At 68.3% G+C, this 24,720-nt stretch carries 32 protein-coding genes; 17 read left to right on the top strand and 15 right to left on the bottom strand.

Features of this window, described 5'->3' with window-relative positions:
- Positions 1–110: 110 nt before the first annotated feature.
- Complete coding sequence (locus HNR09_RS01190) at positions 111–500, bottom strand: winged helix-turn-helix transcriptional regulator (RefSeq protein WP_179540383.1); 390 nt, start codon at positions 498–500, stop codon at positions 111–113.
- Between the two features lie 109 nt (positions 501–609).
- Here HNR09_RS01190 and HNR09_RS01185 point away from each other — a divergent pair, with 109 nt between their 5' ends.
- Positions 610–1,011 carry a nuclear transport factor 2 family protein gene (locus tag HNR09_RS01185; protein ID WP_179540382.1) on the top strand — a complete coding sequence of 134 codons (402 nt, stop codon included), beginning with the start codon at positions 610–612 and terminating at the stop codon, positions 1,009–1,011.
- A 64-nt stretch (positions 1,012–1,075) separates the two neighbouring features.
- Here HNR09_RS01185 and HNR09_RS01180 read toward each other — a convergent pair whose 3' ends face one another.
- Both HNR09_RS01180 and HNR09_RS01175 read right to left on the bottom strand, forming a co-directional pair.
- Positions 1,076–1,705: an isochorismatase family protein gene (locus HNR09_RS01180; RefSeq protein WP_179540381.1), complete on the bottom strand. Its 630-nt coding sequence runs from the start codon at positions 1,703–1,705 to the stop codon at positions 1,076–1,078.
- A gap of 16 nt (positions 1,706–1,721) precedes the next feature.
- On the bottom strand, positions 1,722–1,925 hold the full coding sequence (locus HNR09_RS01175; protein ID WP_218881856.1) for a hypothetical protein: 204 nt from the start codon (positions 1,923–1,925) through the stop codon (positions 1,722–1,724).
- 58 nt (positions 1,926–1,983) lie between these two features.
- Here HNR09_RS01175 and HNR09_RS01170 point away from each other — a divergent pair, with 58 nt between their 5' ends.
- Positions 1,984–2,616: a CGNR zinc finger domain-containing protein gene (locus tag HNR09_RS01170; RefSeq protein WP_343047400.1), complete on the top strand. Its 633-nt coding sequence runs from the start codon at positions 1,984–1,986 to the stop codon at positions 2,614–2,616.
- Between the two features lie 7 nt (positions 2,617–2,623).
- On the opposite strand, the gene HNR09_RS01165 is transcribed toward HNR09_RS01170, so the two are convergent.
- Both HNR09_RS01165 and HNR09_RS01160 read right to left on the bottom strand, forming a co-directional pair.
- Entirely contained in the window at positions 2,624–2,872 is a 249-nt protein-coding gene (locus HNR09_RS01165; protein WP_179540380.1) for a GNAT family N-acetyltransferase, read from the bottom strand.
- Positions 2,830–3,015 (bottom strand): hypothetical protein, encoded by a 186-nt coding sequence (locus tag HNR09_RS01160; RefSeq protein WP_179540379.1) that lies wholly within the window; start codon positions 3,013–3,015, stop codon positions 2,830–2,832. Before HNR09_RS01160 ends, HNR09_RS01165 begins: the two co-directional genes overlap by 43 nt.
- 116 nt (positions 3,016–3,131) lie before the next feature.
- Here HNR09_RS01160 and HNR09_RS01155 point away from each other — a divergent pair, with 116 nt between their 5' ends.
- Together HNR09_RS01155 and HNR09_RS01150 are read left to right on the top strand one after the other, a co-directional pair.
- Positions 3,132–3,551, top strand: coding sequence for a nuclear transport factor 2 family protein (locus tag HNR09_RS01155; protein ID WP_179540378.1), 420 nt, complete (start codon positions 3,132–3,134; stop codon positions 3,549–3,551).
- A gap of 24 nt (positions 3,552–3,575) precedes the next feature.
- Complete coding sequence (locus tag HNR09_RS01150) at positions 3,576–4,181, top strand: class I SAM-dependent methyltransferase (RefSeq protein WP_179540377.1); 606 nt, start codon at positions 3,576–3,578, stop codon at positions 4,179–4,181.
- Here HNR09_RS01150 and HNR09_RS01145 read toward each other — a convergent pair.
- Positions 4,166–4,465, bottom strand: a complete 300-nt coding sequence (locus tag HNR09_RS01145; RefSeq protein WP_179540376.1) for a DUF1905 domain-containing protein — start codon at positions 4,463–4,465, stop codon at positions 4,166–4,168. The genes HNR09_RS01150 and HNR09_RS01145 overlap by 16 nt on opposite strands.
- 70 nt (positions 4,466–4,535) lie before the next feature.
- Here HNR09_RS01145 and HNR09_RS01140 point away from each other — a divergent pair, with 70 nt between their 5' ends.
- The 5 genes from HNR09_RS01140 (at position 4,536) to HNR09_RS01120 (ending at position 7,732) form a co-directional block, all read left to right on the top strand.
- The gene (locus HNR09_RS01140) at positions 4,536–5,342 is read left to right on the top strand and encodes an alpha/beta fold hydrolase (RefSeq protein WP_179540375.1); all 807 of its coding nucleotides are present in this window, start codon (positions 4,536–4,538) and stop codon (positions 5,340–5,342) included.
- 80 nt (positions 5,343–5,422) lie between these two features.
- Positions 5,423–5,860, top strand: coding sequence for a hypothetical protein (locus HNR09_RS01135; RefSeq protein WP_179540374.1), 438 nt, complete (start codon positions 5,423–5,425; stop codon positions 5,858–5,860).
- Positions 5,861–5,869: 9 nt separating this feature from the next.
- A complete protein-coding gene (locus HNR09_RS01130; RefSeq protein ID WP_179540373.1) occupies positions 5,870–6,328 on the top strand; it encodes a GNAT family N-acetyltransferase in 459 nt (152 codons plus the stop codon).
- A gap of 109 nt (positions 6,329–6,437) precedes the next feature.
- Entirely contained in the window at positions 6,438–7,127 is a 690-nt protein-coding gene (locus HNR09_RS01125) for a hypothetical protein (RefSeq protein WP_179540372.1), read from the top strand.
- On the top strand, positions 7,124–7,732 hold the full coding sequence (locus HNR09_RS01120; RefSeq protein WP_179540371.1) for an OmpA family protein: 609 nt from the start codon (positions 7,124–7,126) through the stop codon (positions 7,730–7,732). Before HNR09_RS01125 ends, HNR09_RS01120 begins: the two co-directional genes overlap by 4 nt.
- 6 nt (positions 7,733–7,738) lie before the next feature.
- On the opposite strand, the gene HNR09_RS01115 is transcribed toward HNR09_RS01120, so the two are convergent.
- The gene (locus tag HNR09_RS01115; protein WP_179540370.1) at positions 7,739–8,566 is read right to left on the bottom strand and encodes an aldo/keto reductase; all 828 of its coding nucleotides are present in this window, start codon (positions 8,564–8,566) and stop codon (positions 7,739–7,741) included.
- Between the two features lie 60 nt (positions 8,567–8,626).
- Here HNR09_RS01115 and HNR09_RS01110 point away from each other — a divergent pair, with 60 nt between their 5' ends.
- Positions 8,627–9,385, top strand: coding sequence for a potassium channel family protein (locus tag HNR09_RS01110; RefSeq protein WP_179540369.1), 759 nt, complete (start codon positions 8,627–8,629; stop codon positions 9,383–9,385).
- A 56-nt stretch (positions 9,386–9,441) separates the two neighbouring features.
- Entirely contained in the window at positions 9,442–10,356 is a 915-nt protein-coding gene (locus HNR09_RS01105; RefSeq protein ID WP_343047399.1) for an NADP-dependent oxidoreductase, read from the top strand.
- On the opposite strand, the gene HNR09_RS01100 is transcribed toward HNR09_RS01105, so the two are convergent.
- Positions 10,346–11,071 carry a maleylpyruvate isomerase family mycothiol-dependent enzyme gene (locus HNR09_RS01100; RefSeq protein WP_179540368.1) on the bottom strand — a complete coding sequence of 242 codons (726 nt, stop codon included), beginning with the start codon at positions 11,069–11,071 and terminating at the stop codon, positions 10,346–10,348. The two genes, HNR09_RS01105 and HNR09_RS01100, sit on opposite strands and share 11 nt — an antisense overlap.
- A 360-nt stretch (positions 11,072–11,431) precedes the next feature.
- Between HNR09_RS01100 and HNR09_RS01095 the strand changes: the two genes are divergently transcribed.
- A complete protein-coding gene (locus HNR09_RS01095) occupies positions 11,432–12,472 on the top strand; it encodes a zinc-dependent alcohol dehydrogenase family protein (protein WP_179540367.1) in 1,041 nt (346 codons plus the stop codon).
- A gap of 9 nt (positions 12,473–12,481) precedes the next feature.
- Here HNR09_RS01095 and HNR09_RS01090 read toward each other — a convergent pair whose 3' ends face one another.
- Positions 12,482–12,811, bottom strand: a complete 330-nt coding sequence (locus HNR09_RS01090; protein ID WP_343047398.1) for a VOC family protein — start codon at positions 12,809–12,811, stop codon at positions 12,482–12,484.
- Positions 12,812–12,900: 89 nt separating this feature from the next.
- Here HNR09_RS01090 and HNR09_RS01085 point away from each other — a divergent pair, with 89 nt between their 5' ends.
- From HNR09_RS01085 to HNR09_RS01070, 4 genes are all read left to right on the top strand, one after another.
- The gene (locus HNR09_RS01085; RefSeq protein ID WP_179540365.1) at positions 12,901–13,635 is read left to right on the top strand and encodes a TSUP family transporter; all 735 of its coding nucleotides are present in this window, start codon (positions 12,901–12,903) and stop codon (positions 13,633–13,635) included.
- An 82-nt stretch (positions 13,636–13,717) separates the two neighbouring features.
- Entirely contained in the window at positions 13,718–15,304 is a 1,587-nt protein-coding gene (locus HNR09_RS01080) for an NAD-dependent epimerase/dehydratase family protein (RefSeq protein WP_179540364.1), read from the top strand.
- A gap of 9 nt (positions 15,305–15,313) precedes the next feature.
- Positions 15,314–16,249, top strand: a complete 936-nt coding sequence (locus tag HNR09_RS01075; RefSeq protein ID WP_179540363.1) for an aldo/keto reductase — start codon at positions 15,314–15,316, stop codon at positions 16,247–16,249.
- Positions 16,250–16,310: 61 nt separating this feature from the next.
- Positions 16,311–16,886 (top strand): protein-L-isoaspartate O-methyltransferase family protein, encoded by a 576-nt coding sequence (locus HNR09_RS01070; RefSeq protein ID WP_179540362.1) that lies wholly within the window; start codon positions 16,311–16,313, stop codon positions 16,884–16,886.
- A gap of 1 nt (position 16,887) precedes the next feature.
- Here HNR09_RS01070 and HNR09_RS01065 read toward each other — a convergent pair whose 3' ends face one another.
- Genes HNR09_RS01065 through HNR09_RS01050 form a run of 4 tightly spaced genes read right to left on the bottom strand, consistent with a single transcriptional unit; the run spans position 16,888 to position 22,155 of the window.
- Complete coding sequence (locus HNR09_RS01065) at positions 16,888–18,933, bottom strand: nitroreductase family protein (RefSeq protein ID WP_179540361.1); 2,046 nt, start codon at positions 18,931–18,933, stop codon at positions 16,888–16,890.
- Entirely contained in the window at positions 18,933–19,493 is a 561-nt protein-coding gene (locus HNR09_RS01060) for a hypothetical protein (protein ID WP_179540360.1), read from the bottom strand. The genes HNR09_RS01065 and HNR09_RS01060 overlap by 1 nt, the downstream gene beginning before the upstream one ends.
- A 2-nt stretch (positions 19,494–19,495) precedes the next feature.
- Entirely contained in the window at positions 19,496–21,160 is a 1,665-nt protein-coding gene (locus HNR09_RS01055; protein WP_246348676.1) for a phenylacetate--CoA ligase family protein, read from the bottom strand.
- Between the two features lie 5 nt (positions 21,161–21,165).
- Positions 21,166–22,155 carry a helix-turn-helix transcriptional regulator gene (locus HNR09_RS01050; protein ID WP_179540359.1) on the bottom strand — a complete coding sequence of 330 codons (990 nt, stop codon included), beginning with the start codon at positions 22,153–22,155 and terminating at the stop codon, positions 21,166–21,168.
- Positions 22,156–22,241: 86 nt separating this feature from the next.
- Here HNR09_RS01050 and HNR09_RS01045 point away from each other — a divergent pair, with 86 nt between their 5' ends.
- On the top strand, positions 22,242–22,829 hold the full coding sequence (locus HNR09_RS01045) for a mycothiol transferase (protein WP_179540358.1): 588 nt from the start codon (positions 22,242–22,244) through the stop codon (positions 22,827–22,829).
- A gap of 18 nt (positions 22,830–22,847) precedes the next feature.
- Here HNR09_RS01045 and HNR09_RS01040 read toward each other — a convergent pair whose 3' ends face one another.
- Together HNR09_RS01040 and HNR09_RS01035 are read right to left on the bottom strand one after the other, a co-directional pair.
- On the bottom strand, positions 22,848–23,171 hold the full coding sequence (locus HNR09_RS01040; protein WP_179540357.1) for a P-II family nitrogen regulator: 324 nt from the start codon (positions 23,169–23,171) through the stop codon (positions 22,848–22,850).
- On the bottom strand, positions 23,168–24,598 hold the full coding sequence (locus tag HNR09_RS01035) for a DUF1538 domain-containing protein (RefSeq protein ID WP_343047397.1): 1,431 nt from the start codon (positions 24,596–24,598) through the stop codon (positions 23,168–23,170). Before HNR09_RS01035 ends, HNR09_RS01040 begins: the two co-directional genes overlap by 4 nt.
- Positions 24,599–24,720 lie beyond the last annotated feature (122 nt).

Below are 24,720 nucleotides of genomic sequence, written 5' to 3'. Positions count from 1 at the left end.
GGGGCGCGGATCAGGGCACGACCAGGTCGCCTGTCCGGGAGCGGCCGGTCATGGCCTGACTGGTCATCATCACCAACAACCTACTGTGCGACGATGCGTTGTCCAACTGATCAACGCATCGAGATCTCCTCGGGCATGGTCTTCTCGTCGTACGCCGCCCGGGCGGCCTCGACTTTCTCGATATGCGCCTCCGCCCATCGGCCGAGCGCCGTGAGTGGCTCGCGCAGTGAGCGGCCGAGGGGCGTGAGGTCATACTCGACGCGCGGCGGCATCTCGTCATAGGCGGTCCGAGAGACGATTCCGTCGCGTTCGAGGTCCCGCAGCGTGTCGGCCAGGACCTTGCCGCTGATGCCGTCCACTGCTCGACGGATCTCCCCGAAGCGGAGGCGTCCTCTGCTGAGAGCGATGACGATCATCGCCGTCCACTTGTTCGCGATGCGCGCCAGGGACGTGCGCGACGGGCACGTCGCGACCATCACGTTCCACGGTGGCTGTTCCATCAGGGCCCCTCATCTACGGTTACGTTGAGGTAACAGGTTGCCACTGGTTACTGTCAGGGGTGGCGCGGATCAGACGATTCCGCGACCTCCCGACGACAAGGATGACACCATGAGTGAGAGCACTCCGGCGGCAGTAGCCGCCACGTACTTCGAGGCCCTGGCGCGCGGCGACATGCCGACGGCGATGGCCCAGCTCGGTGAGCAGGTGGTGTGGCACCAGCCGGGGGCGCACCGGTTCTCCGGCCAGCACATCGGCGTCGAGGCCGTCGGTGCACACCTGGGGCGCATGATGGAGGCCAGCGAAGGGACCTTCCAGTTGGCGCCCACGGGGCCCGCGATGGTCAACGGTGGGTTCATCGCCGTGCCGGTCCGCTTCAGCGCCACGCGATCCGGCGCCGCGATGGACATGGCAGGGGTGGACCTGCTGACCATCCAGGACGGCAAGATCGTCGCGGTGCATCTGTTCTCCGAGGACGGAGCCGCTGAGGATGCATTCTGGGGCGGGGCGTGAGGTGTGCTGGCGCCTCCTGCGGTGGAGGCGCCAGCACGGCCTGAGGTCTGCCGGTGATCTGCGCTCAGGCGCTCTCGCGGCCCTGGGTCGCAGAGGTGACCAGATCGCTCGTCTCCAGCGGGTCGCCGGCCTTCAATGCGCTGATCCAGGTCTCCGTGTCGGCGACTGCCGCCCAGTTCGACTGCAGCAGAGCCATCAAGGTCTCGTGGACCTGCTGGGCGGACGCGCTGCCGGCGTCGTTGGCGAGATCGATGGCGCCGGTCGCGTCCGAGAGCACCTCGACGGCGATCCCGAGCGGCTCGGCGGCCGCGGCCGAGGCCAGTACGCAGTTGTTCGTCATGTAGCCGACCAGGGTGATCGTGTCGATCTCCTGTTCGCGCAACCAGTCCTCGAGGCCGGTTCCGGCAAAGACGCTGGAGTACTGCTTGCTGATCCGCGTCGAGGCGTGATCCTGGACGGCGGCGATGTCCGGGTGGTTCTGCCAGGTGGTGGATCCGGCGGCGAAGACGGGGGTGCCCTCCTGCAGTTCGTGCTGCACGACGACCACGGGTGCCCCGGATTCGGCGGCGGCGTCGATGGCGGAGCGGACTCGTGCGACGGACTCGTCGCGGTTGGGATGCTGGATCGGCAGCAGGCCCTCGAAATACTCCTGCTGGGCGTCGATGACGATGAGGGCTCGGCGGGGTGCGGTCATGGTGTTCTCCGTTTCATCAGGGGTTGTTCATATGGGAGGTCGCTCCCATGGCGTGATGCTCTGACATCCAGAACCGGTGGTACCCGTGCTGGTCGGCGGTCCGGGCCGGGGAGGCCGTGGCGGCCAGCCCTTCCGCGGCGGTGGTGCCGACGCCGGTGCCACCTCCTGCGAGGACGGACAGCGCGAACGGCGCGGTGCCGGCAGGGGAGCCGAACTGCATGGGTGGTCTCTGCTCTCATGGGAGGAAAGGGCTTTTGACGTGAGTCAGGCTAGCAGAGGTGTCATGGAAAGCGAAAATAGTTACCATGAGACCTATGCCTGAGTCACCGAAGCCCCTTGTGCCCGGCGCGCATGAGCACCCCAGCCTCGCGCTGGTCGACAGCGTCGAGGGCGGCGCACCGGGCAGGAGCAGCGATGCCCTGTCCACGCCGGAAGGGGCGACCGCCTGGTTGGCCGAGCATGACCTGATCGCACCGGAAGCGGTGCTGTACGAGCACTGTCAGCGTCGGCTGGTCGGGCTGCGCGAGGATCTCCGTGATCTGTTCACTGCGCATGTCACCGGCGATTGTCCGAGTCCTGAGGCGCTCGATGCCGTCAACCGGGCTCTGACCAGCGCACCCGGTGCTCTGCTTCTCCGGTTCGATCCGACAGTGCGGTTCAGCCGGAGCGTGGATCACCCGGCCACGCAGGTCGTCGAGCATGCCATGGCCGTCATCGCGGAGGACGCTGCCTCTCTGCTCACGGGAAGCGAGGAGCCGTCACTCGCGGCCTGCGAGGCACCCTCATGCCAGTGGTTCTTCCTGCGCACGCATGCTCGCCGGCAGTGGTGCTCGACGCGGTGTGGAGATCGAGTCCGTGCCGCGCGCGCCTATGCCCGCAAGCGGGCCCAGCGAAGCGGCCCGGTGCGCTGAGCCTGCCTCACGGGCGTACCATGCGCTTTTCCGTCCCGACCGGATCAGATTTCGTCGCGCCGTCGAGCCGGAAGCCCTGCCTGGCGTAGAAGGCGATGGCCCGGTCGTTGCCGGCAAGCACCCAGAGATACGCGGGGTCCTCGCCGATCCCAGAGGTGAGCAGAGCATGGCCGACGCCGGTCCCGTACACCTCGGCGAGCACATACAGTGCCTTCACCTCGCGGCTGGGCAGGTCCTGGGCGTAGTCGACTTCCACCTGTGGAGCCGCTGGTCGCGGCGTGCGCGGCGTTCTGCCAGCACATCCTCGGAGATGAGACCGCTGTAGGCCTCATCCCAGACGTCGAGGTGGAGATCGGTCAGCTCCACGGCGTCCTCGGGGACTGCGGGTCGTATGCGCATGGCTGCATCGTAGAGGGGCATGAGTCGGGCGCGTGTGACACCCAGGGTGAGGCAAGAGCCCGTCGCCAAGGATATTCTGAAGATCCACCCAAGACGCCCCCAGCCGAGGAGCCACCATGAATCCTGTCGAGACGGTCCGTGCATTCTGGGAGCACATGCAGCGTCGTGACTGGCACGGTGTGCGGGCGACATTGGCTGAGGACGTGGTGGTGGAGTGGCCGGTGACGAACGAGATCTTCGTCGGAGTCGACCACGTGGTCGCTGTGAATGCCGAGTATCCGGAGGGGTGGGAGATCCGGGTGGTGCGACTGGTGGGCAGTGGCTCGTTGGTGGTCGCTGAAGTCGAAGTGCCGCAGGCCGATGTCGGGGTCTTCCGGACGGCGGCCTTCATGGAGGTCGTGGACGGCCGGATCACGAGATCGGTCGAATACTGGGTGCACCTCGGAGGCGAGGAGCCGCCAGCTTGGCGGCGTTCGCTGGCGGAACGGTTCAGCACAGGCTCGGCCGGGAGCGGCGATCCTGCCATCGATGCATGACGAGCCGACAGTACAGTGGGATCCATGGCAGAACCGACGCGTTGGGTGACCGAGACCAAGGATGACCACTCCCAGTGGTACATCGACCGATTCCGCAGGACGGCGGCTCAGGGGGAGGACCTCGTCGGTGAGGCCCGGCTGGTCGACGCCATGGTCCCACGGCAGGCCAGGATTCTGGATGCGGGATGCGGCACCGGCCGGCTCTCGGGGGACCTGCACCAGCGGGGGCACGCCGTCGTCGGCGTCGATGCGGACCCTGAGCTGATCGCAGCCGCCGCACAGGACCATCCGGGTCCGTCCTACGCTGTGGTCGACCTGACCGAGCTGCACCTGGACGCGCTCGGTATGGACCAGCCCTTCGACGCCGTGCTCGCGGCGGGCAACGTCATGGTCTTCCTCGCACCGGGCACGGAAACACAGGTGCTGCGCCGGCTGCGGGCCTGCCTCACGGCCGAAGGCTTCATCATCCTCGGCTTCCACGTGGACCGGCACCTCAAGCTCACCGATTTCGACCAGTACGTGGCTGAAGCCGGACTGCGCGTGGAACACCGGTTCGCCACCTGGGATCTGAAGGCCTGGCACGATGACGCCGACTTCGCCGTCACCGTGCTGCGTCAGTCCCGGAGCTGATCTTCCCTCACGTCCAGGCGGACGGAGACGGCGTCGCCGACGTCGACACGTTCCGCGCGTTGGACCACCGCCTTGATCGGCACCAGAAAGCGCCCGTCCCGGGGCCAGACGGCAGTGTCGAACTCGGTGGCCCCGATGATCGCGGTGACAGGCACTTGCCCCCAGTACATGAGTCCGCGTGCGGCCTCCTTCAGCTCGGCGGACATCTCCTCCGGCATGGGTGCGAACACGAACGGCGCGGGTCCACGCCACTCGATGAGCTCGGTGACGAAGCTCCAGGGCATGGCCGTCAGGCTAGCAACGGAGAGCTTTCCGGAGAACGAACGCCGTCCCGACGCCCAGTAGGCTGGGTGGGTGAGCATCTCAGCAGATTTCAGCCTGCACACGACGACGGTCGGGGACTCCGGCTCGACGGTCGTCTTCCTACATGGGCTCTTCGGGCAGGGCAAGAACTTCACCCAGATCGCCAAGGGGCTGACGCCGGACCATCAGAGCCTGCTGGTGGACCTGCCCAACCACGGACGCTCCGACTGGACCGAGCAGCTCGACTACCCAGAGATGGCTGACCTGGTCGCCGAGGAGCTGCGGGCCGGCGTCGCCGCTGATCAGCCGGTCCATCTGGTGGGCCACTCCATGGGCGGCAAGGTCGCCATGGTGCTGGCCCTGCGCCATCCGGAGCTGATCGACAGGCTGGTCGTCGTCGACATCGCCCCGGTGGCCACCGGCGGCTCCATGGGGCAGTTCGAGCACCTGCTGGGAAGCCTGGCGGAGCTGGACCTGACGCAGATCTCCTCCCGGGGAGAGGCCGACGAGCAGCTTCAGGAGAACATCGCCGATCCGATGATCCGCGGATTCCTGCTGCAGAGTCTGGTTCGGCGCGACGGCGGATTCGGGTGGCTCTCGAACCTGGACCTGCTGCGCGCCGAGCTCGACGTCATCGGTGGATTCCCTGACCTCACGGACACACAGTTCACCGGTCCTGTGCTCTTGATCGCGGGCGCGGACTCCGACTACATCACCGAGGAGCACCGGTCGCCCATGCGGACCCTGTTCCCTCAGACACATCTGTTGCGGATCAACGACGCCGGCCATTGGGTCCACGCGGACCAGCCGGAGGTCTTCACCTCCGTGCTGCGCCATTTCTTCGCGCACCAGGACTGAGTGACGCGCCTGTGGAGAAGTTGTCCACAGTTGCATCCGCGGGGTGGCGTGACGCTCTGCCGGGTGGCGAGTATCGGAGCATGAGCTTTGAGGATCTCCCCCAGAACTGGACCCACCTTCCGCTGTCGACCCCGGGCCTCGCAGTCGACGTCGTCGATCTGGTCCTCCGCGAGTCCATGCGTGCCGAGGACACTCTGCTGCTCCTGCCCTGCGATGAGCATGACATCGCCTACCCCTCTCCGATCGCCATCGCCGAGGTGGAATGGTCCGCGCCGGAGGAGGAGCGTCGCGAGATCCTGGCAGCGTTGGCCGGCATCGGTGTCCCCTCGGTCGCCGTGGCGGTGTCCTCCTCACACAGACTGCCCGATGAGCTCGTCCGCAGATGGCATTCCGATGTGGAGTCTGCCTTCTCCGCCGCGGGGACTCGCCTGATCGGCTTCTTCTGCGGCTGGCCGTTCAGCGTCGAGCAGGTGGAACTCGAGCCTGCAGGCTCATCCCCGGATCCATGGGCCGCGTAGGATTTCGCCATGTCCACCGATCACTTCGTCCCGTCTGACTTCGAGCCCCCGACGTCGCTGGTCACCGAAGCGTTCCGCCTGGAACCCCTCGGGCCGCAGCACAACGAGGCGGACCACGCGGCATGGTCTTCGAGCATCGAGCACATCCGCGCGACTCCCGGGTATCCGGACGGCTCCTGGCCGCCCGTGGAGGGGATGTCGCTGGAGGCGAACCTGGCCGACCTGAGGCGTCATGCTGCCGACTTCACGGCGCGCAAGGGCTTCACGTTCACCGTGATGGACCCGGATGAGGGTGAGGTGATCGGGTGCGTCTACCTGTATCCCCCCGAAGCGGAGGGCCATGACGTCACCGTCCAGTCCTGGGTGCGTGCCGACCGTGCCGGACTCGACGCGCCGTTGGCCGAGGCGCTCGAGTCCTGGATCATCGCCGAGTGGCCGTGGGAGCGTCCCGATCGTTGTGGTCGGTGAATGGAACCCGGAGAAGTTTCGGACATCTGTGCCTCGGGGTTGTTCGCAACTGTGAACAGCAGTAGGGTGTTGCTATAGCAAACTCGAGATCGTCATCCTGGAGGCACCTGTGAACATCCGACCGGCACTTACCACCCTGAGCATCGCGGGACTCCTCGCGCTCACCGGCTGCGGTCTGCTCGACGGCGACGGCGACGATGCGACTCCCGATGCGAACCCGGAACCAGCGGAGGATACCGAGGGAGAGGCCGAAGGGGGCGCAGATGACACTGCGGAGGAGCCTTCTGAGGACCCCGAGGACCCCGAGGGGGCCGGCGAGGATATGTCCCTGGACATCGCGGACGCCCAGTACACGGTGACCTACCCGATCCAGGGAGATGCGGCCGAAGGCGAGATCACCATGGGCCTGCACTCGTTGGAGGTCGATGACCAGGGCATGCTGCTCACCGTCAGCTTCATCCCCGAATACGAGGACGAGAACGCGGTCCACCGCTTCCGCACTCTCCACGGCCACGATGCCGGCTCGGTGCTGCTCCCAGTGATCAACGACCGCCAGAACTTCACCGCCTATCATGTGCCTCGTCAGACCTCGAACCAGTTCGCCCAGGGCGGGGGCTGGCTCAGCGGCGCCTTCGGGCAGGGCGCGTGGGCCTCAGCGATCGGCGACGTCGAGGTCCAGTCGGGTGAGCAGGTCACCCATTGGGCCTACTTCCCGGCTCCGGTGGACGACGTCGACATCGTCGACGTCGCCGTGATACCCGGTGTGCAGGAGTTCGAGGGCGTGGAGATCCAGCGATGAGCGCCTACGGCACCGCCCCGGCTGGGATCGCTGCAGCAGGGCTCGCGCTGCTCGTCGTCCTGACGGGGGCGGTCTCCCCGGGGCACGTCGGCGCTCCGGTGCCGGATCAGGAGCGGCTCGACGCCCCACCGGAGCGTCCCGAGGGCCTGCAGACGGACGACGCCGTCGTGCCGTATGACGCCGGCCCGTTCATCTACCGCTTTGATCCTCAGGACTTCATCGAACAGCTCGGTGACCCGCGGACGGAGGATGAGGAGGCGAACCTGATCTCGCTGTCCACCGACATCCTCTTCCGGATCAACAGCTGGGAGCTGCCGGACGGGGCAGGGGCACGCATCGCGGAGCTGGTGGCCGAGATCCCCGACGGGGCAGAGGTGCAGGTCACCGGGCACACCGATTCGGTCCCCACCGGGGAGGACTTCGACAACCAGGTGCTCTCGGAGAACCGTGCCGAGGCTGTGGCCGAGGTTCTCGAACAGGAGCGTCCGGACCTTGAGCTCCACGTGGCCGGCCGCGGAGACACCGAACCCGCGGTCACCGAGGACGAGGAGGATCCCGCCACCTTCGCGGCGAATCGTCGGGTGGAGATCACCTACGGGGACTGACCCCGGTCAACGTGTCGAAACGGCGTGGTCCGGATGGGCGGTGCGCCGACCTTCCTCACCGCGGTCCAATGCGTCCAGGACTGCCGCGTCGTGCTCATCGAGCTGCCAGTCGAGGATCTCCAGGTTGCTGGCCATCCGCTCGAGGTGATCGGTCTTGGGGATGATCACGTCGCCGCGCTGCAGGTGCCAGCGCAGGATCACCTGGGCCGGGGTGCGGCCCAGCCGCGTGGCCAGCTCCTGGACGGCTGGATCGTCGAGGTCGTCGCCCTTGCCCAGCGGGCTCCACGCCTCGACGGCGAGCCCGTGGTTCCAGCACCAGCGGCGCAGCTCGTTGTTGGCGAAGTACGGGTGGATCTCGATCTGGTTCACCGCCGGGAAGACGCCGGTGGCCTCGATGATCCGCTCCAGGTGGTGGGATTCGAAGTTCGAGACGCCGATCGCTCGAGCCCGCCCGGTCTCGGCCACGGAGATCATGGCTCGCCAGGTGTCCACGTAGTCGATGTCCAGCCCAGGCATGGGCCAGTGGACGAGGAACAGGTCCACCGCGTCGACGCCGAGGCGCACCAGCGACTCGTCCAGAGTGCGGTCGACGGCGTCGGGCGCGTGATTCCCGTTGCCCAGCTTGGTGGTGATGAAGACGTCGTCACGCGGCACTCCGGATGCGCGGACTCCTTCGCCGACGCCGGCCTCGTTGTCGTACATCTGGGCGGTGTCCACATGCCGGTAGCCCGCCTCGAGGGCAGCGGCGACGTTTCTCGCGGGGTCCGAGGATCGTCCGGTGCCATAACCGATCTGCGGGATGCTGGTGCCAGAATTCAGCTGCAGGTGTTCCATGGGCCGAGCATACGCGTCAACGTCGGTCCGGGGTGATCGGTGTCGGCGTAGGATGCCGTCATGTTCGGTCTGACGCTGATGTTCACCCGTTTCCTCTCTGCTCTCCGGACGGCGTGGCAGGACCTCGTGTTCCGCGGGGCGCTGTTGAGCCTGCTGATGCTGGTGCTCAGCGCCACGATCTTCTACACGCTCACTGAGGGCTGGACCGTCCTCGACGCCCTGTACTTCTCCGTGGTCAGCGGCCTCACCGTCGGGTACGGGGACTTGACGCCGAGCAGCCCGCTGGCGAAGATCTTCACCATGCTCTACGCCATGCTGGCCGTGGGGCTGTTCGTCACCATCGCCGCCTCTCTGGGCGGTGCCTTCGCCAGGAACCGGTCCGAGCGTCGCGTGGGTCGCCGTCGTCGACGGCGGGACGGTGCGTCAGCGTCGGAGCCGCAGCTGCAGGTCGCCGGCGAGCTCGATGAGGAGGCGCTCGATGACCTGCGCGCCCGGGTCCACCCCGACGGATCCGCCTCGACCTGGTCTCCGCGCACCGCCGACGGGCGGGAGAGCTGGGTGGCGGCGACGATCTCCGGCCGCCTGGTGGGGTTCGTCCGGATGGTAGGCGACGGGGATCGGGATGCCGTCCTGATCGAGCTGCTCCTCGATCCTGAGCACCACCAGCTGGGGGAGGCGCTGGTGCAGCGGGCCGCCGAGGAGGCGCGGGCGGCCGGACACTGCCGGCTCTTCGCCGACTTCGCTGACGCTCAGGACCGTGCTCTGTTCAAGGCCTGCGGATTCTCTCGAGTCGCAACCGGCGTTCGGCAGCTCTCCTGAGAGTGAACACCGGGAATGTGTGCGGATCCGTGACGGTTGCCGCCACCATGCGTGCAATGACCTATTCCGAGTACGGATCCCCTGACACTCTGCATCTCACCGAGCAGCCGACCCCGAAGCTGGGCCCTGGCGCGGTGCTCATCGCGGTGGAGCGTGCCGCGGTCAACCCCGTGGACTGGAAACTCATGGCCGGAGGGCTCGACGGCATGCTTGACGCCGTGTTCCCCGTGATCCCGGGCTGGGACGTCTCCGGGGTGGTCGAGGCCGTGGGCCCGGACGTCCCGGAGTTCTCTCCCGGTGACCGGGTGGCGTCCTACGCGCGCAAGGACGTCGTCCACGGCGGCACCTACGCCCAGTATGTGGCGGTGCCGGCCGCCTCCGTGGCGCGCGTCCCCGAGGGCGTCTCCGTCGACGCCGCCGCAGGCCTGCCGCTGGTGGGGCTCACCGCGCTGCGCTCCCTGGAGATGCTGAACCTGTCCGGAGACGACACGCTGCTGATCCACGGCGCTTCAGGCGGGGTGGGTCATGTCGCGGCCCAGTTGGCAGCGGCCGGTGGTGCACGGGTCCTCGGCACCGCCTCGGAGCGGAACCACGAGAAGCTCCGTGCCCTGGGAGTGGAGCCGCTCCGCTATGGTGACGGACTCGAGGAGCGTGTCCGCGACCTGGCGCCCACAGGGGTCACCGCCGTGGCCGACTTCGCCGGCGGAGTCCTCGAGCAGACTCTCGCTGTGCTGGCCGATGACGGTCGCCACGTGTCGATCGCGGACCCCGCGGTGGAGGAGCACGACGGTCGCTGGGTGTGGGTGCGCCCCGACGGGCAGAGGCTGGGACAGCTCCTGACGAAGGTCGCAGACGGCACTCTGAGCGTGGAGATCGACCGGCACTTCCCGCTGGAGCAGGCGGCCGAGGCGATGAGGCACAACCAGTCCGGTGACGGATCCGGGAAGATCATCATCGACGTCACGGAGTGACCGGCTGATCCAGCAGCTGCCGCACAGGGACGCGATCGCCCCGCACCTCGAGGGATGAGTTCGCGAGGCCACGGCGCCCCCACAGCAGAAGATCGATTTCCTGAGCCCGGCCGCGGATCTCCGCGGCCGGGTTCTCTGTGCCTGCGGGCATGGTCCAGCTGCTCTCGGCGTCTGTCGCAGTGATCAGGACCGGAGACGACGGCGGCTCCGCACGTCCCAATCGCAGCTGATGGGCATACAGGACCGTGACGATCTCATCGATCCCGTCGGCCCAGACCTCCGCCGCCACGTGTGGTGGGTCGGCGTCGAGGGCCGCGGCGAGGTCATCGAGGTGGACCAGGGTCTCGTGGACCTGGCGGCGATGCCAGAACGCCGCCGCCCCGTCGCCTCCGAAGATCCGCGCGGGAGCCTCGGGGCCCAGCTGAGTGAGGGTCTCGTGGAGATGGGCGGCGCAGGATCGATAGTACGCGGCGAGGCCGTCCGGGCGTTCTGCGGGGCGCTCCTCCCTAGGAGCCGCGGCCCGGCCCCGGGCCATGTCTGCCGCCCAGATGTAGACGTCACAGAGGTGCTCGGTGAGGTCCTCGACGGTCCACCAGCCGCAGGCAGGCACTGGTGCCTCGGAGTCGGCGACGAGCAGATGCGCGTGGAACTCCCGCTGCAGAGCGGCGAGCAGCGCGAGATGCTCGATGTCAGTTCGGCGGGACACGTCACTCATGGAGACAGCGTAGCTGCAGCGGCCACGGAGTGGCGTGGGCATGCTGAGGGCTACACCCGGGTGGGTGCCGTCCTCAGCGTGTGGGGCGGGGGCATGTGCTGGGAGCGGTGGGGTCGCGGTGGCCGTTCGGATGGCGATGACGGCGGTGTCATCGTGGTTGCCGGTACTGCCTTGTCGGATGGGTAGCGGAGGGCGAGCAGACCGTGGGACTTCAGTCGGGGGCGTCGGCGGCATCGAAGCGTTCCACCAGTTCAGGGCGGAGTAGGGTGCCGGCGGCGTCGCGGGCGGCGCGGCGTTGAGGGCAGGTCAAGTCCGACGGCTTGGGCTTCACGGTGGCGCCGCTGTGCCATGATCGATCCCATGCGAGCAGTCGTCTTCGATGCCATCCGCGCTCAGCCCGAGGTCCGCGACGTCCCCGAGCCCGTCGCGCCCGAGGGAGGCGTCGTCGTCGAGGTCCATGCCAGCGGACTGTGCCGCAGCGACTGGCACGCATGGGCCGGCCACGAGGAGATCACGCTGCCGCATGTTCCTGGCCATGAGCTCGCCGGTACCATCACCGCTGTCGGGGCTGGAGTGCAGAGGTGGCAGGCGGGGGACCGCGTCACCGTGCCCTTCGTGTGCGGCTGTGGCCGCTGTCGATGGTGCCTTCAGGGTGAGCCGCAGGTCTGTCCGGACCAGGAGCAGCCCGGCTTCACCCACTGGGGATCGTTCGCCGAACGTGTGGCACTTCATGCCGCCGACGCCAACCTGGTCGCCGTTCCGCAGAGTGTGAGCGCAGAGGCCGCCGCGAGCCTCGGCTGCCGCTTCGCGACGGCCTACCGAGGGCTCATCAGCCGCGCCGGACTCAGCGAGGGCCAGACGCTCGCCGTGATCGGCGTCGGAGGGGTGGGGCTCAGCGCGGTCATGATCGGACATGCGCTGGGTGCCCGTGTCATCGCCGTGGACCGCAGCCAGCCGGCACTGGACCTTGCCGCCGAGCTGGGCGCCGACGACACCGTCATGGCCGGACCTGACGTCGACGTGCCCGCCGTCATCAGCGAACTCACCGATGGCGGCGCCCAGGTGACCGTCGACGCCGTGGGGACTGAAGAGACCTGTGCGGATGCGATCCACAGCCTCCGCCGCCGGGGCCGACATGTCCAGATAGGTCTGCTTCCGGCGATCGAAGGGCACCCGCGCGTCCCCATGGACCGGGTGATCGCCTGGGAGCTCGACGTCTTCGGCAGCCACGGCATGGCAGCCGGCGCCTACCCGGGGATGCTCGCCATGATCGCCCAGGGCCGTCTGGACCCTGAGCAGCTCATCGCCCGCACCATCGGGCTGGAGGACGCCGCATCGGCGCTGCCTTCCATGGAGACCGCATCACGGGCGGGCATGACGATGATCGACCCGCGGCGCTGAACGGTGGCGTCACACGTGCGTCCCGACATTGACCACCCGGCCTGAGTCGTCGCGGTAGAAGAACCTCTTCACACCCCAGGCCTCCAGCGACAACGGATGGGCGATCTCGGCCCCCGACTCCTGGGCGAGGCGGTAGGTGCGCTCGACGTCGTCGACGAACACCGAGACCTCCGGATTCACCGAGGCGGAGGCGTCTTGGGTCATCAGGCCGAGCTGATGTCCGGCGTCGTCGGCCAGGAAGGCCACCCATCCGAGGTTCATCACCACGTCCAGCTCCAGGATCTCGCGGTGCCGGCGGATGGCTGCAGGGAGGTCGTCCACCGTCAGGATAGGTGTCACGCGCTGTACCGTCATGCATCCATGGAACCCGGTGAGGGGTCCTGGGGCAAGAGCCCGCTTGCTGGGCCGCCGCGCACTAGGCTGTCACGGTGATCGACCTCGATTCCCTCAGCTGGCTCCTGCTCGCTCTCGGCGCGCTCATCGTCGGTCTGTCCAAGACCGCACTGCCTGGTGCGGCCACGCTGGCGGTGGCGATCTTCGCCGCGACCATGCCCGCCCGAGAGTCCACGGCGGCCCTGCTGATCCTGCTGTTGGTCGGAGACCTGTTCGCCGTCTGGATGTACCGTCACGACGTCGACTGGGCCACTCTGCGCCGACTGGTGCCTGCGGTCCTGGTGGGCCTGCTGGTCGGGGTGGTCTTCCTGGGCCTCTCCTCCGACGCCGTCGTCCGCCGCGTCATCGGTGGGATCCTGCTGGCGCTGCTCGCCTTCACCCTGTGGCGGAGACGTTCCCGCACCGACGCCACGGAGCTCGGTCGCACGGCGGCCTACGGCTACGGATGGCTGGGCGGGTTCACCACGATGGTCGCGAACGCAGGAGGCCCGGTGATGAGCATGTACCTGCTGGCCATGCGGCTGCCGGTGAAGGCCTTCCTGGGCACCACCGCCTACTTCTTCTTCGCGGTCAACCTCGCCAAGCTTCCGTTCCAGGTGGGGCTGGGTCTGCTGACCCTGGAGGTGCTGACGATCGCCGCCGTCCTGGTGCCGCTGGTCGTGGTCGCGGCCTTCGCCGGTCGTTGGTTGGCCACCCGCATCTCGCAGCGGATGTTCGATCGGCTCGTCCTGGTGCTGACCGCCGTGGGAGCCGTCAACCTGCTTGTCTGAGGCGCCCTTGTGTCCGGCGCCGCGGCGTGGTCTTGTAGGAAAGGACCAGCAGGTCAAGGACACCGAGGAGAAGGAGGACTCCGTGCGGATCGCTGTCGTCGGAGCCACTGGGAATGCCGGCACGGCCGTGCTCAGGGAGCTGCATCTGCGTCCGGAGGTCACGTCCGTGATCGGCATCGCGCGGCGCCTTCCGGACACGGACACCGAGCCGTACTCGCACCCTGAGTGGGCCACCATCGACATCCAGTTCCCTGAATCTCGGGAATCCCTCGCACAGGCGTTCCAGGATGCCGACGCCGTCATCCACCTGGCCTGGCTGATCCAGCCCAACTCGGAGCGTGAGCTGCTGCGCCGCGTCAACGTGGACGGCACGCGTCACGTGCTCGAGGCAGCGGCTGAGGCCGGGGTGGAGCGGATCGCCGTGGCCTCCTCGGTGGGCGCGTACTCGCCGGTCGACGACGATGAGCCGCGCCGTGAGGACTGGCCCACTGAAGGGATCCCGGGGTCGCACTACAGCGTGGACAAGGCCGCCCAGGAGCGGGTGCTGGATGAGTTCGAGACCGCGCACCCCGGCATCGCGCTGGCGCGCCTGCGCCCCGGACTCATCTTCCAAGGCTGTGCCGGATCGGAGATCCAACGATACTTCGCCGGACGGTGGGCCCCGGTGCAGGTGCTCGACGCCGTCCGCCCACCCGTGGTGCCCCTGCCTCGAGGTGTGCGCGCCCAGGCGGTGCACGCCGCCGACGTCGCCTCGGCCTACGCCGAAGCGGTGATCCGAGGCGCTCATGGTCCTTTCAACATCGCGGCCGATGATCTGCTCGATGCCCAGCGTTTGGCGCAGATCGTCTCAGGCGGCCGTGGCAGAGCCGTGGTCCTTCCGTCCCGCCCGCTGCGGACCGCGATGCGGGCCGCCCACCGGGCTCGGCTGCTGCCTGCGGACGAGGGGTGGCTGGACATGGGGATGAAAGCCCCGATCATGGACACCACCCGTGCCCGGGAGGAGCTGGGCTGGCGTCCGCGCCGCAGCGCCGCCGAGGCGGCGGAGAGCCTGCTGCAGGGCATGGCCCAGGGCGACGGCGCCGCCTCGCTGCCGATGCGCCCACGGTCCGGCCCGCGTGTGGACCCCACTCCGCTGCCGACACGGGACCACCAGCTGCCACAGGACCTCGACGCCGACCTGCTGCGTCAGTACATGGCTGACCATCTCACCGGAGCCACCGCCGGGGTGGAGCGCATCGAGGCCATGGCCGAGGCCTACTCGGACACCCCCGTCTTCCCTGAGCTCTCCAAGGTGGCCGAGGAGATCCGTCGGGAACACAGCTTCCTGCAGAAGCTCATGGCCAGCCAGGACTTCCCCCGCCCCGGAGCATCCTCCGCGCTGGCCTGGGTGGGGGAGAAGGCCGCGCGGCTGAAGCCCTACGGCCGGGCACCCTTGAACCGTTCGCCCTCGGAGCTGCTGCTCGAATGCGAACTGATGTCCAGCGCGATCACCGCCAAGATGCATGGATGGCTGGTCCTGCAGGAGCACGCCGAAGAGCTCGGTATGGATGAGGGGGTGTTCGCTCAGCTGGTGGAGGATGCGGAGGAGCAGCTCGCCACGTTGCGGGAGGCGCATCGTCATGTGCGGGAGCGTGCTTTCCGGAACCGGCCCGACGCCCTTCCGGAGTAGGCTGTGACCATGCGCACTCAGAGCATCGCCCATACCGACATCACCGCACCCAACGTCACGCTCGGCCTGATGAGGATCCCGGAGAAGACCGACGAAGAGATCCGTGAGCTGGTCAGCACCGCCCGGAGGGCGGGGATCGACTTCTTCGACCACGCGGACATCTACGGCCCAGGCCTGACCACGCACGGGTGTGAGCGGCGTTTCGCCGAGGCGATGCAGCTGAGTTCCGCCGAGCGGGAGGAGATCACTCTCCAGACGAAGACCGGGATCGTCAAGGACGGCCCCTACTACGACTTCTCCTATGAGCACATCGTCAGTTCGGCGGAGGAGTCGCTGCGGTCTCTGCAGACCGACTACCTCGACATCATGCTGCTCCACCGTCCGGACATCCTCGTCGAGCCGGAGGAGGTCGCTCGGGCCTTCGACCACCTGGCCTCGACCGGGAAGGTCCGCCACTTCGGTGTCTCCAACCACACCCCGGGGCAGATCGAACTGCTGCGCACCGCTGTCAGCCAGCCTCTGGTGGTCAACCAGGTGCAGCTCTCGCTGCCCCATGCGGCGATCCTCGCGGAGGGGATCATGGCCAACACCCTGGGGCTGTCCTCCGTGGTGTCCCCGAACGGGGAAGGGATCGTGGAGTACTGCCGGATCAACGGCATCACCCTGCAGGCCTGGTCGCCCTACCAGTCCCCGCACGGAGTGTTCATCGGCTCTCCCCAGTACCCGGAGCTCAATGCGGTGCTGGACCGCCTGGCGCAGAAGTACGCCGTCACCCCGACGGCGATCGCCACCGCGTGGATCACCCGCCATCCTGCAGGGATGCAGGTGGTGCTGGGCACCACTCGTCCGGACCGTGTCGCGGAAGCCGCCACAGGCTCCGAGATCCCGCTGACCAGGCCCGAATGGTACGAGCTGCTGCGCGTCGCCGGGCACCGCGTGCCCTGAGCCGCCGGGAGATCCCAGGCCCTTCGCCCAGCATGGTGACACCCTTTATCATGAGGGCACCATGGACTATCCTGCCGGAGCCGATCCCGTCGTCCGCGCGATGGACGAGGTGCGCCGCGTCGACTTCCTGCCCGGGCCGCAGCGGCAGCTCGCTGCTGCGGACGAGCCTCTGTCGATCGGCCACGGCCAGACGAACTCCCAGCCGAGCACGGTGGCGCGCATGCTGCGTCTGCTCGATGTGCGCCCCGGGCAGCGGGTGCTCGACGTCGGCTCCGGCTCTGGGTGGTCCGCTGCGCTGCTGGGCCGTCTGGTCGGTCCGGAGGGCGAGGTCCTCGGGGTGGAGCTGATCCCCGAACTGGTGGCCCACGCCCAAGAGGCGGTCGCTCGGCAAGAGATGCCCTGGGTGCAGGTGCATCAGGCCCAGCGGGGCGTGCTCGGGCTGCCCGACGCCGCACCCTTCGACCGGATCCTCGTCTCCGCCGACGCGCCGCGGACCCCTGACGACCTGATCGACCAGCTCGACGACGACGGCGTGCTCGTGGTCCCCGTGGTCGGGGAGATGTGCCGCATCCGGCGCAGTGCCGACGGCGTCCAGGCCAGTGTGCACGGACAGTACCGGTTCGTGCCGCTGCACTGACTCACCGGTGCCGCCGGGCCGAGCGCGGCGGCACGTCGTCGGGGATGCCCACCCTGAAGTAGGCGACCGGGTGGTCCACGCCCAAGGAGCCGACCGTGGCCGGGCAGTCGATGACCTGAGAGGCCGGGGACGCTGCCATACCCTGCCGGTGCAGCTCCAGCCAGAGCCGTTGGAGGCGGCGTCCGGCCTCAACCAGCCCTGCGGGGGAGAGGTCCCGGGCCTCCATGACCACCGGAACACCGGTACCGGCCCCGGCCAGCGGAGGGGAGAACCGGCCCAGCAGAGGAGGCAGCACAGGGCGCAGCCCCCTGAGCCCGAGGTTCAGGCCCCTGCGCAGGGTCCGGGGCAGTTGGAGACATTCCGCCGAGAGACCGTCCTCATGCCAGCGTGGATCCGACGGGTCCAGGCGCAGCCAGTCCAAGAGCTCCGCCACCAAGGACGGGGAGGAGGCGAGATGGCGGCCCGCACGCCGTTCCAGCGGGTCGGCGTCCAGGGCATCGAGGGATTGGAAACCCTCTGGAAGGTGCAGTTCACCCGGGGGCAGCAACGTGCCGCGGTGGACCCGGCGGGTAAGCACGTCATCGACGTCGGCGGTCACCTCCTGCGCCTCACCGGCGGTCCAGGTCAGCACGATGCGAATCTCTGGCCCGGCACCTCGGACATCGTCGATCCGCACCTGCTGGCCCTCGGCGGCTGCGGCCACGGCGAAGGACTCGATCCAGGCCCCCAGGCTTAGGTGCAGGTCGCGGTGATCCGGATCTCCCACCGGCAGGGTGCGTGCCGGGTCCACAGTCAGTTCGATGCGCGGCTCGGCGCCGTCGTCGAGGAGCTGAGGTTCCCAGGGCTGAGTGTTGTGTGCGCTCGGGGCGCGGGCTGCGATCAGGCACCAGGACTGAGGGTCCGGGGAACGGCCAGGACGGGGCAGACGGCGATGGAAGAAGCTCAGCCGGTGCAGCGGGCGGCCTCCCGCCTTCGCGAACACCGCCGAGGACCCGTGATTCTCCTCGCCGATGAACGTGACCCGCAGGTGATCCCAACCTCCTGCGTGCAGCGCGGCGAACAGCTCCCGGGCCACGAGGGTGAGCAGGCCCTCACCCTGGCGGTCCGGCCGGGTGCCCTGGACGATGAGCACTGCATCCCTGAGCCGGCCCCGCCGGAGCAGCGCCGGAAGCTGACGCAGCCCCAGCTCGCCACGGGAGCGGCGCAGCAGGGGCGCGGGATCCGGCACCACCAGAGCGAAGCTCGCCAGATCGCCCGAGCCGTCACCGAGCATCACCACCAGGCGCGGGTCCATCAGCAGCTCCAGGCCCGCGGTCTGGCGGGTCATCTGCCGACGGGAGATCGACGTGTAGTAGGGCAGCTGGGCGAAGGAGGCGTTGAGCGCCTGGCGCATCAGCTCCACTTGGCCGCGGGGCCCGCGCAGTCGCAGGCGCGAGGCCGGGAGACGACGCACCCCGGCCGCGGCGAGCTCCGTCTTCGTGGGTCGTCGGCGCTTCTCGGGCGGGATATGCCGCACCGGAATCTCCCAGGTGGCCGCCGGGTACCAGGGCTGGAAGCCCGCGGCGGTGAGGCTCTCGGCCAGCAGCGCCGGAGTCCAGGGCGAGTCGAAGAACCCCGCGTCCTCGAACCCTGCGGTCAGCGCGCCGCCGAGCTGATTCGGCAGCAAGGTCACCGGGCCGAAGACTCCTGCTGCGCCCGCGGCCTGGGCGCGCCGGAAAACCTCATCGAGCAGAGCCCTCAGCGCCTCCGCGGACCCGGCCGCCACCGCGCCGAAGAGCTGGAACGGGCCGGGCCCGAGCCCGGCGGCCAGCACAGCGTCGGCCTCAGAGGACCGGTGGGTGAGACACCGGCCCACCGGGGCGCCGCTCTCGTCTCGGACCAGCAGCAGCACCACCGAGTCGACATGCGGATGCTCCCCGCGGAACCAGGCGCGTACGTCGTCGGCCAGCACCGGCACCTCGCGGGGGTCGGTGGCGGGCAGCGCCAGGAACTCCTCGCAGGCCGCCGGGGTGCGGACCTCCTCCAGGGTGAGTCGCGACGTCTGCATCAGCGCCTCCGGCGCAGCGGATTCAGCGCTCGCGCCAGGGCGGTGATCTGGCCCACGCCGGTGACCGTGGCGCGCAGCCGATCCGGGAGATCCTCCGGACGTCGATCCCCGGGCCGCTGGTCCTGCCACCGCTCCACCATATGCAGCTCCTCGGAGTCGGCCCGCCAGGTGCCATTGGCATACCCGACGTCCTCGGCCTCCAGAATGCGGATGAACCCGCCGACCACCGGAGCCTTCGCCGGGTCTGCGGAGCGGGTGCCGGTCTCCGGAGAGGTTCCGACGAGCCAATGCATGATCGCCTGGTGCTCCGGCATCTTGGCGAACTCCATCAGCGACTCCCGGGACTCGAAGCTGACCACCAGGCCGATGCGCAGCGGGAACTCGTAGTAGCTGCGGTGCCACAGGTAGCCCGGCGCCCGCTTCAGCGCCCGGCCCAGCGGCGCCCAAGTGATCAGCTGCTCGGCGAAGGCCTTGGGGCTGCGGTATTCGTTGCAGCCCAGGAAGAGCGCGCCGGTGCGGGCCTGTGGTGCACGGCAGGCGGAGAAGTCGCGGGTGCGCATGGTCAGCTCTCCCCGGTCCTGAGGTAGACGTTCTTGATCTTGCGGCGGGAGGCGTCGTCAGCGAAGGGGCCCGTGCGCCAGCGGTGCACGTGGACCCGCAGATCCCCGGCGCTCTCGTCCTCCTCCAGCGATTCGGCCACGTCCCGGGAGACGGAGGCCAGATGCTCCAGCATCCCGGAGGCCAGGGTCTGGGCCAGGTCGGCGCGGGCGTCGTCGTCGAGGTCGGCGTCCGGGTGGAGCTGCGGCTCGTGCAGCTGAACGTGCAGGGTGGGGCGCTGCTCCAGCTCGTCGGTCTGCAACAGCTCGATCTGGAACGACTCGATGAGCCGGGCGACCTGCGGGTCCCGGTAGAGGCCGTTCTGCACGTCCACCGGGTAGATGTTCGCGCCCATGTAGGAGATGGTCGAATCAGTGCGGCCGAAGAGCAGCAGGAAGGGCAGCTTCATCCGCTGGTGCCGGTAGGCGCGCTTGAGTCGGGGGACCAGGTCTGGGAAGTCGGCGGTGAGCTCCACCATTTCCGGGAAGGAGAGCAGCCGGGCCTCGTCGCCGATGTTGTACCGCAGCCGAGGGCTCATCACCGCCGCTGAGTTGATCGTCACCACCAGTTCATCATCCTTGGTGGTCTCCAGATAGGTCTCCAGCGGGTTGTACTGGAACACCATAGGGATGCGCGTCTCGTCCTCGCCGAGCACCCGGGTGCGGAAGGCCGAGTCCGCGATCAGCTCCCGCCGCAGGGTCACGGACAGGTCGGTTTCGCCGCCCATGCCGATCGTCAGGTCCGAGGCGCCGTAGCCGGAGTAGACCCGATGGAAGCGGCGCTGCAGGTGGTCGCGCAGTCCCTCGGTCATCGCCTCACCGCCGACGAACCCGTTGAGCCGAAACTCGGCGAACTCGTCCCCGGCAGCCTCCATCCGGTCTGTCAGATGCTTGAGGAAGGGCGGGTAGGCGGTGATCAGGTAGGTGAATCGAGGGCCGAAGTGGCGCATGGTATCCAGGATCTTGTCCAGGTCCGGGCCGGTGTTCTTGACCATGGCGATCTTTGCCATGGCCTGCCCGGTGTTGGTGCCGGTGGCCCAGGCGCCCATGGAGAACGCGTTGATACAGAATAGGTTCTCCTCGCCGAAGAGCGTCGTCACATACCCGGCCACGTTCTTGTGCACGGTGTCGAGCTCCTGTTTGGACCTCATCCAGTTGAAAGGGGTCCCCGAGGAGCCGGAGGACTCGTCCACCACGGTGCCGGCGACGTCGATGCGTCCGTTCCAACACCGAGTGGCCTCTTGGTAGCGGCGTACGTAGCCGTCCTTGGAGGTGGGGGTGTAGGAGTTCAGATCCCACCAGCTGAACTCGTAGCCGCTGCGGGCCAGATGGTCCTGATAGGCGGGGACGTCCAGCGAGGCGTGTTGGCAGATCATCCAGGCGTTGAGCTGTGCGAAGCGCTCCAGTGCTGGGTGATAGTGCCGTGCGGTGAACCGCCAGAGCGCGGGGTCGGCGCGGTAGAGCCGATAGGCGGCGGTGAGCCCCACATTGGCCGAACGCAGCATCACTTGCCGGGCGATGTTCACTGGCCCGCGGCGGATCGGCAGTCGCCGCAGATGCGCCTGATCCTCGTCGGGGACGGCCGGACGCAGCCGGAGGGCCTTCAGGGAGAAGAGTGTCGATCGCGCCATGGGGGTCAGTCTATGGCGCGGGCCACACCGGGGTCAGCCGCGAGCGTCACGGCGGTGAGGTCCCGCCCCAGCAGCCGCAGCTCCTCGACGAGTTCAGGAGGCTCGATCACCTGCAGCGGAAGCCTCAGCCCTGCCAAGTGGACTGCCACCCAGCCGGCCTCCTGTGCGCCGATGGTCACCAGCGCGTGGTGAGGGCCGGCAGGCTCGACGTCGGCGGCATGCGGGGAGAGCCGAGGCCGCACCTGGTCGGCCGGTGCCCCCACGATCACCCGCGCCACCAGGGGGTACGGGGAGCGGAGCACCGCGTCCTTCACCGTGGCCACCGGGTCAGGGGAGGGAGCGACCGTGTAGTGCAGCGTGGTGACATGGACCTCGCCGATCCGGTCCACTCGGAAGGTGCGCCAGTCCTGGCGCAGGTGGCACCAGGCGAACAGGTACCAGCGGCCGGCGAACGACACGACCCGGTAGGGATCCGCCCGCCGATCCCTCGGGCTGCCCTCGCGGCGGTGGGAGAAGGTGACGGTGCGTCGCTCGGCGGCTGCTTCGGCCAGCAGCGCCACGTGTTCCACCGGGGTCTGTGCATCGCGTGCGCCGACGACGGCGGTGCCGCGCCGGACCTTCTCCGCCGCAGCCGAGACCTGAGGCGGCATGGTCCGGCTGACCTTGGCCAGGGCGGAGAGCGCGGCGTCCTCCAGACCGGAGAGGCCGAGGTCGGTGAGGTGGGCCAGGCCGAGCACGACGGCGGAAGCCTCCTCCGGCTCCAGCACCAGCACCGGCCGGTTGGAGCCTGCCACCAGGCGGTACCCGCCGCCCTGTCCGGCTGTCGACTCGATCCCGTATCCGAGGTCTCGAAGGCGTTGCACGTCGCGTCGTACGGTGCGCGTGGTGACGCCCAGTCGCTCCGCGATCTCCTCGGCGCTGGCGGAGGAGCGGGCCTGCATGAACCCGAGGATCTGGAGCGCCCGGCGAGTGGGGTCGGTGGTGTCGCTGGCCATGCCCTCAGGATACGCCTGGGATGCGGACAGTATCTGTCCGCAGAGGGAGGAAGACTCGGCACCACGAACCCCGAGAGGAGAATGTCATGCCCTTCCTGACCCCCGAGGTGACCGATGAGCGCGACGCCTGCGCCACCTATGTCATCCAGCAGCTTGAGCAGCTGCGCATCTCCGCGCTGGACCTCGACGATGTCCAGCTGCGTGCCGCCCCCACCGCAGGCACGTTGAGCATGGGAGGTCTGTTCGCCCATGTGACCCAGACTGTGATCCGCTGGCTGCACCATGTCTACGTCCACGGAGTCGCCGAGTCGGACAGAGGGCTTGCCGAGGAGGCCTTCGCCCTGGGCTTCGACGGCTTCTGGACCGGCGAGGAGGTGCCTGAGGTCGACGGTGCCACACTGCGCGCCCGGCTCAATACGGCCCGGGACCTGGTACGACCTGTGCTGGGCGCCGTGGACTTCGACACCCGGGTGCCGATTCCGGACGCTCCGTGGTTCCCGAAGGACCTGGAGTCCTGGAACGTGCGCTGGGTGGCTCAGCATCTGGTCGCGGAGGTGGCACGCCATGCGGGGCATGCCGATCTCATCCGTGAGCACCTGGACGGGCAGATCTCCTACGCGCTCAACGCCCAGGACGTCGGGGAGACCTTTGACTGGAAGGCCTATGCGGGCTGAATGGTCGAGGTGAGAACGTCAGGAGGAGTCGGTTGAGGGCTCGGGTGGAGAGATCTGTTCCACAGGGACGGTGAAGCAGATTCCGTGGGCTTCCTGCCCCTCGTAGATGACCTCGTCGAGGCAGGACATGATCGGTGTCACCTTGTCCTCCGGCACAAGCATGATCAACGCAGATTGTGCGCCGGAGAACCTCGCTCCGAAGAACGTCTTGCGGGCGTGCTTGCCGACGCCTCGCGCCGACAGGGCTGTGACACCGGTGGCTCCGGCGTCCTCGACGAGAGCGATGGCCCTCTCCTCCCGATCATCCGGGATGACGACGAACACGGCCTTCTGAGACATCATGCCTCCCTCGGAGCGGCAGGTGCGGAGGAGCGGGGCTCCGCCTTCGCGGTGAACCTGACTAGCACAGCATAGCCAAGTACAGCCAGGACTGGACCCACTGATGCGAAGGCGATGAGGCCGAAGCCGTCGATGAGGATGTCGCGACCAGGGATCGCCGATGCGAGCCCGATCCCCAGGGCTGTGATGAGTGGAACCGTGATCTCACTGGTCGTCACTCCGCCGAGGTCGAAGGCGATAGGAACGAGCTCCTTGGGTGCCAGCAGAACCAGCGACAGTACTAGGAGGTACATGCTGGCGATGATGAGGGCGAAGGAGCCACCGGTGAGGATCCTCAGAACGCCGATGCCGATGCCTCCCGCGACTCCGCAGGCGACGAGGACGCGCAGGGTGTTCGCACGGAGACCCTTCTCGGAGATGTCCTCGGCCTCCTCGGCGATGGCCATCAGCGCTGGCTCTGCCATCGTCGTGGCGAATCCGATCAGCACACCGAAACCGATGATGAGCAGACGCTGGTCGGTCTCGATGAGCTGCTCAGCCATCCGACTCCCCATCGGCAGCAGCCCGATCTCCAGGCCCACGATGAAACCGAAGAGGCCGAGGATGACCATGCTGAAACCGACGGTCGCCTGGACGGGGTTTCCCAGACGTCGGCGCAGAACGACGAACTGGAAGAAGAGCACGACGCCGATCACCGGAGCGACATCCCTGATCACGGTCCCGAGGCCTGCCAGCAGGTCGAGCCACCAGGCGTCCGACCCCTGTGTCCCCTCGGCGGCCACACTCTCGGCATCGCCGACCTGGTAGACCAGGATGCCGTAGAGCTGGACGCTGATCATAGGGACCATCACACACAGCGCGACGAGGCCGAACCCATCCCTGAGTCTGCTGCGCCCGGTGATCGAAGCGGCCATGCCGATGCCGATGGCGGCGATGAGGGGCACGGTGACGATGTTGGTCGTCACTCCGCCCGAATCGTAGGCGAGGCTGGAGACTTCGGGCGGCGCCACGGAGGTCAGGGCCAGGACGGCCGCGTAGCCGACGATCAGCACCCTGTGCAGGGGCCAGCCGAGGAAGACTCGCAACGCCCCCAGGATCATGACGGCGCCGACGCTGAGGGCGATGACGAGTCGTAGGACGAGGCTGTCGAGACGTCCTTCGCTGACGAGTTCGGCTTGGTCGGCGACTGAGATCAGCGCCGGTTCTGCGATGACGGCCGCGAATCCGATGGCGAAGCAGAAGGGAAGCAGCTTCCACAACGAGGCCGACTTGACGAGCTTGTTCGTGATGGACTTCCCGACGGGGAAGACGCTGCGCTCCAGGCCCTCGAGGAAGAGAGCGATCCCTGCGGCGACGATGAGGAGACCGATGAGGATGGAGCCCCAGCCCTCCGGCACCTGGCGGAACACCGCCGCCTGAAAGAGCACCACGACGCAGAGGATCGGCACCAGCGCCCTGAGGGCGTGTATGAATCTCTTCCTGAGGGCGTGCAGGAGTTTCATGAGCTTCCCTGCTGCATGGCGTGGCGGGAGGCCGGCGCTGCACGGGATCC

Source organism: Nesterenkonia xinjiangensis, assembly GCF_013410745.1.
In the GTDB taxonomy this organism is placed as follows: domain Bacteria; phylum Actinomycetota; class Actinomycetes; order Actinomycetales; family Micrococcaceae; genus Nesterenkonia; species Nesterenkonia xinjiangensis.
This window is presented reverse-complemented; position numbering and strand designations above follow the sequence as displayed.